The following is a 5372-nucleotide window of genomic DNA, read 5'->3' as shown; positions in this document are numbered from 1 at the left end:
GCTCTCGGCATTGCTGACAGCCATGGGTAGCAGTTTTCTCAGCGAATATCGTCACCACCGGCTAATGGCGTAGCGGAAACCTGAGACTCGTCAACGCGCAACTGACGCCATTTCGTTTAATCATCGTTTTGTGAAGCGATACACCCGAAGGGATTTCTTGTGTGAGCGAGGAGTAAAGTTCTTTCAACCGCAACGAAACGGTAATTCAACAAGAATCCGCTGGCGCGACACGACGACCAGCAAGCTTCAGGAGAAGCTCCATGACCACCTCCCTGATTGTCGGACTGGATGGAACCCCGGGCGGCGACAGTGCCATTGCCTATGCCAAGCGCGTCGCCTCTCTGGTGGGCGCGGAAACCAGGATCATTCTCTGCTACGTGGTCGAATGGTCGCCCTACAGCTTCAACACGCCGGAGGAGAACGCCCAGCGTGCCAGCCGCCGTGAGAACGAGATCAAGCTGGCCCGCGAGCGTGTGCTGGCGCCTGCCATCAGCGAGCTGGAAAAGGAGGGCTATCAGGTCGAGGGCCGTGTCCGCCACGGCGATGCCGCCGAGATCCTCAGCCTGCTGGCGCGTGAAGTGAATGCCGAGCAGATCATCGTCGGCCGCAAGGGGGAAAGCGTGCGCTCACGCATCTTCGGCAGCGTGACCGCCCATCTGATTCAAGAGGCCTCGGTGCCCGTCACCATCGTTCCCTGAGACAGGCGCCTCCCGCACCCGCCGCCTGCAGAGATTCGCACCAGACAATAACGACAATTCGCTTTTCGAGGTTACCTCTCATGAGTCGATTCCGCTCCCTGGCCCCCTGGGCTGCCGCGATGGCAGCCCTCATGGCCGCAAGCTCTGCCCGTGCCGAAGGCATGGACCAGGCCATCAGTGACATCGTCGGACCGATCGTCAATCCGATCGTCTCGACTATCTTCTATTCCGTGCCGGTGGCCGGCACCCAGTTCCCGCTGATCGTCGGCTGGCTGATCATCGCGGCCGTCATCTTCACGCTCTATTTCGGCTTCGTGCAGTTCCGCCTGTTCGGCCATGCCATCCGTCTGGTCAAGGGCGACTACACCGACCCGAAGGATGAAGGCGAGGTATCCCACTTCCAGGCACTGGCCACGGCGCTGTCCGGCACGGTCGGCCTTGGCAACATTGCCGGCGTCGCGGTCGCCGTCTCGCTGGGCGGCCCGGGCGCGACCTTCTGGATGATTCTGGCCGGCCTGCTCGGCATGGCCTCCAAGTTCTGTGAATGTACGCTTGGCGTGAAGTACCGCAACGTCAACGCGGATGGTTCCATCTCCGGCGGCCCGATGTACTACCTGTCCAAGGGCTTCGCGGAAAACGGCAAGGCGGGTCTGGGCAAGATTCTGGCGATCTTCTTCGCCATCTGCGCCATCGGTGGCTCCATCGGCGGCGGCAACATGTTCCAGGCCAACCAGTCCTATCAGCAGGCCGTCAACGTCACCGGCGGTGATGCCAGCTTCCTGGTCGGCTACGGCTGGCTGTTCGGTCTCGTGATGGCCGCCATCGTCGGCATGGTCATCATCGGCGGCATCAAGTCCATCGCACGTGTCACCGAGAAGCTGGTGCCGATGATGGCTGTCATCTACGTGATCGCGGCACTCATCATCCTCGGCTTCAACTTCAGTGCGATTCCGGCCGCCTTCGGCGCCATCATCGAAGGTGCCTTCGCACCGGTCGCGGTCGGCGGCGGTATCGTCGGCGTGCTGATCCAGGGCTTCAAGCGTGCTGCCTTCTCCAATGAAGCCGGTATCGGCTCCGCGGCCATCGCCCACTCTGCCGTCAAGACTTCCCAGCCGGCGACCGAAGGGATCGTCGCCCTGCTCGAACCGTTCATCGATACCGTCGTCATCTGCACCATGACCGCGCTGGTCATCGTCATCACCGGCGCCTACCAGGTCGAAGGCCTCGGCGGCGTCCAGCTGACCTCCTACGCCTTCGAGACCGCCTTCCCGTGGTTCCCGTATGTGCTGGCCCTGGCGGTGCTGATGTTCGCCTTCTCCACCATGCTGTCCTGGTCCTACTACGGCTTGAAGGCCTGGACCTACCTGTTCGGTGAGAGCAAGGGCTCCGAGATCGTCTACAAGCTGATCTTCCTCGCCTTCGTGGTCATCGGTTCCTCCATGAGCCTCGGCCCGGTCATCGACTTCTCCGACGCCATGATCTTCGCCATGTCCATCGCCAACATCATCGGCCTCTACTACCTGATGCCGGTAGTGAAGCGTGAGCTGGCCCAGTACATGGCCAAGCTGAAGTCCGGCGAGATCGCACCGGTCGACAAGGAGGCCAAGCGCCAGAACGCGTGATCCCCATCACGCCCAGGCGGGCCTGACACAGCCGTCAGCCGCCGCATGACCCAAGCCCCTGCCCATCGGCAGGGGCTTTTTCGTTGTCGATCATGCAATTCCGTGCATTGGACGGCTGAAACCACCCAAGTCGGATTGCCGCAACGCAGCGCAATGGGTAGGGTGTGGCGCTCACTGGCCACACTGGCCGGAACCCGTATCAACGAGGACGTCTCATGCTCGCTTCCATGCATGCCATGGTGCTGCGCAATCCCGGCCCGGATGCCGACTTCGTGGCGACCGAATGCCCGCTGCCCACTCCCGGCCCCGGCCAGGTGCGCATTCGCGTCGCTGCCTCCAGCGTCAATCCACTGGATCTCAAGCTGGCCAGCGGCCAGGTGCCTCTCCTGCCGCCAGCGCCCTGCGTGCTGCACGGCGACGTGGCCGGTGTGATCGATGCCGTCGGTGATGACGTGCTGGCCTTCTCGCCCGGCGACGAGGTGCTCGGCTTTGCCGGCGGTGTCGCCGCTCATCCGGGCGCGCTGGCGGATTACATGCTCGCCGATGAGCGCCTGATCACCCGCAAGCCGCGCCGCCTGAGCTTCATGGAAGCCGCCGCGTTGCCGGCAGTGTTCATTACCGCCTGGCAGGCACTGGTGGAGCGTGGCCGGCTGGAAGCAGGACAACGCGTGCTGATCCACGGCGGCGCCGGTGGCGTCGGCCATGTGGCATTGCAGATCGCCCGTTGCATCGGCGCGGAAGTCGCCACCACGGTGTCCAGCGATGACAAGGCCCGGGCGGCACGCGACTGCGGCGCGGACCACGTCATTCGCTACCGCGAGGAAGCCGTGGCCGATTACGTGGCCCGGCTGACGGGTGGCGAGGGCTTCGATCTGGTCTTCGATTGCGTCGGTGGCAAAAACCTGGCCGCCAGCTTCGCCGCCAGCAAGCTGGGCGGACGCATCGTGACCATCAATGCGCGCACCACGGTGGATCTCTCGCCGCTGCACGCCGGCAGCCGCAGTCTGGAAGTGCTGTCGATCCTGCTGCCGCTGACCGCGGGCATCGGGCATGAGCAGCAGCGCCAGGCGCTGGGCAAGCTGGTGGAGCTGGTCGAGGAAGGCGAATTCAAGGTGCGCCTCGATGAGCGCCAGTTCGACTTCAGCGAGGTCGCCGAGGCTCATCGTCATCAGGCCTCCGGCAAGGCAGTGGGCAAGGTCTCGCTGGTGCGTCGTCAGTTCTGGGACGCCGCCCAATGAGCGCAGCGCTTCAGGGTGAGCTGGGCCTGCAACTGCTCAAGCTGCTGATCTCGGTGGCGGTGGTGATCGGGCTGTCATTGATCGCGGAGCGCCTCTCGACGCGCATGGCCGGGCTACTGTCCGGCTACCCGCTGGGCACGGCCATCACGCTGGGCTTCATCGGCGTTGAGATCTCTCCCGAGTTCGCCGGCCAGAGCGCCGTCTACACTCTGGCCGGCTTCTCCTCGACGCTGGCGCTGGGGGTCGGCTACTGGCTATGCGGGCGCGCACAGGGACTGCGCGGCGTCATCAACGGCACCCTGGGCGGCCTGCTGGGTTGGCTGCTCGCCAGTCTGGTGCTGGCGCAGTTCGAGTTCACGCGCGTCAGCGGCGTGATCGTGACGCTGATCGCCATCGTGCTGTGCATGCGCCTCTATCGCGGCGTACCGGAGAGCACGGCGCGCAAGTCGCCCTTCTCCTGGGTCTCGCTGCTGGCGCGCGCCGGACTGGCCGCCGGCATCGTGTTCGGCATCACCGCGCTGGCCCATCTGCTGCCGCCCTCGTGGGCAGGCCTGGTGGCGGCCTTCCCGGTCACCATGTACCCGCTGCTGGTGATTCTGCATCTCACCCAGGGGCCAGTGGCCGTCGCGACCGTCATCAAGCACTACCCGGCCGGCCTTGGCTCGCTATTGTGCTATGCGCTGGTGGTCTCGCTCAGTTACCCCGGCATGGGGGTCGGCCTGGGCACCCTGCTCGGTTTCATCGTGGCGACGGCGTGGCTGGGCGTGTTCACGCCGTTGCAACGTCGACTAGCCTCACGACGTACAGCCAGCGCCTGAGCTTCCTGATAGGCTGAAATGCCGCATGGATGCCCAGGAGCGATGACATGTACTTCAAGACGCTGGAACCGGCCTTCTACGACACCGATGCCCTCGGGCACGTCAACAACACGCGCCTGCCGGCCTGGTTCGAGTGGGCGCGCAATGACCTGTTCCGCGTCTTCGTGCCGGACCTCGACCCGCGCAAGTGGCCGCTGATCATGGCGCGCATCGAGGTCGACTTCCTCGCCGAGCTGCAATACGGCCAGCCGGTGGAGATTCGCACCTGGCTGTCGCGTCTCGGCGGCAGCTCCTTCACCGTGACCCAGGAAGCGTGGCAAAGCGGCGTCTGTGGCGCGCGTGGCCACTGCGTGCTGGTGCAGTTCGATCATCATGCCAAGCAGTCGCTGCCCATCGAGGGCGAGCTGCGCGCGACCCTGGTCAGCCATGTACACGAACACACCGACAGCGCCGAACTGGATGTCCCCGCCCTGCGCGAGGCCGCCCGGGCACTCGGGACGCACAGCGCCACCTCCGAGGGGAGCGTGCCGGCATGACACCCGCGCTCAAGCTGCTCAAGGGCAAGCCGCACCGCACACTCGAGTATGCCCACGACCCGCGCGCCCCCGCCTACGGGGAAGAGGCCGCCCGCACGTTGGGGCTTGATCCCGCCCAGGTCTTCAAGACCCTCGTCTGCCAGCTGGAAGGCGGCAATGCACGTCAGCCGCTGGTGGTTGCCGTGGTGCCGGTCAGCGGTACGCTCGACCTCAAGGCACTGGCACGCGCCTGCGGGGCACGCAAGGCGGCGCTGGCCGCGCATGAGGCCGCCGAGCGTGCCACCGGCTATGTGGTCGGCGGCATCAGTCCGCTGGGTCAGAAGAAGCGCCTGCCACTGTGGGTCGATGACAGCGCCGCGACACAGGCGGAAATCTTCATCAGCGGCGGCCGCCGCGGACTGGAGATAGCGCTCGCCCCCGCGTTACTGTGTGAGCTGGGCAATGGTCAGTTCGCCCCGCT

General features: G+C 65.1%; 5 protein-coding genes and 1 pseudogene. All 6 read left to right on the top strand.

The features are described 5' to 3' along the window. The first annotated feature begins 260 nt into the window (after nucleotides 1-260). On the top strand, nucleotides 261-698 hold the full coding sequence (locus AC4FAH_RS07080) for a universal stress protein (protein WP_043336528.1): 438 nt from the start codon (nucleotides 261-263) through the stop codon (nucleotides 696-698). A gap of 131 nt (nucleotides 699-829) precedes the next feature. After that, nucleotides 830-2320, top strand: a complete 1491-nt coding sequence (locus AC4FAH_RS07075; RefSeq protein WP_287024527.1) for an alanine/glycine:cation symporter family protein — start codon at nucleotides 830-832, stop codon at nucleotides 2318-2320. 215 nt (nucleotides 2321-2535) lie between these two features. After that, nucleotides 2536-3558 (top strand): zinc-binding dehydrogenase, encoded by a 1023-nt coding sequence (locus AC4FAH_RS07070; RefSeq protein ID WP_225347374.1) that lies wholly within the window; start codon nucleotides 2536-2538, stop codon nucleotides 3556-3558. After that, on the top strand, nucleotides 3555-4376 hold the full coding sequence (locus AC4FAH_RS07065; protein WP_043336537.1) for a hypothetical protein: 822 nt from the start codon (nucleotides 3555-3557) through the stop codon (nucleotides 4374-4376). The genes AC4FAH_RS07070 and AC4FAH_RS07065 overlap by 4 nt, the downstream gene beginning before the upstream one ends. A gap of 47 nt (nucleotides 4377-4423) precedes the next feature. Beyond that, nucleotides 4424-4813, top strand: a pseudogene (locus AC4FAH_RS07060) (acyl-CoA thioesterase); the annotation flags it as partial. 95 nt (nucleotides 4814-4908) lie between these two features. Further along, on the top strand, nucleotides 4909-5372 hold a 464-nt coding region (locus AC4FAH_RS07055), incomplete at its 3' end, for an aminoacyl-tRNA deacylase (protein WP_490245813.1).

It is taken from the genome of Cobetia sp. (assembly GCF_983723665.1).
This window is presented reverse-complemented; position numbering and strand designations above follow the sequence as displayed.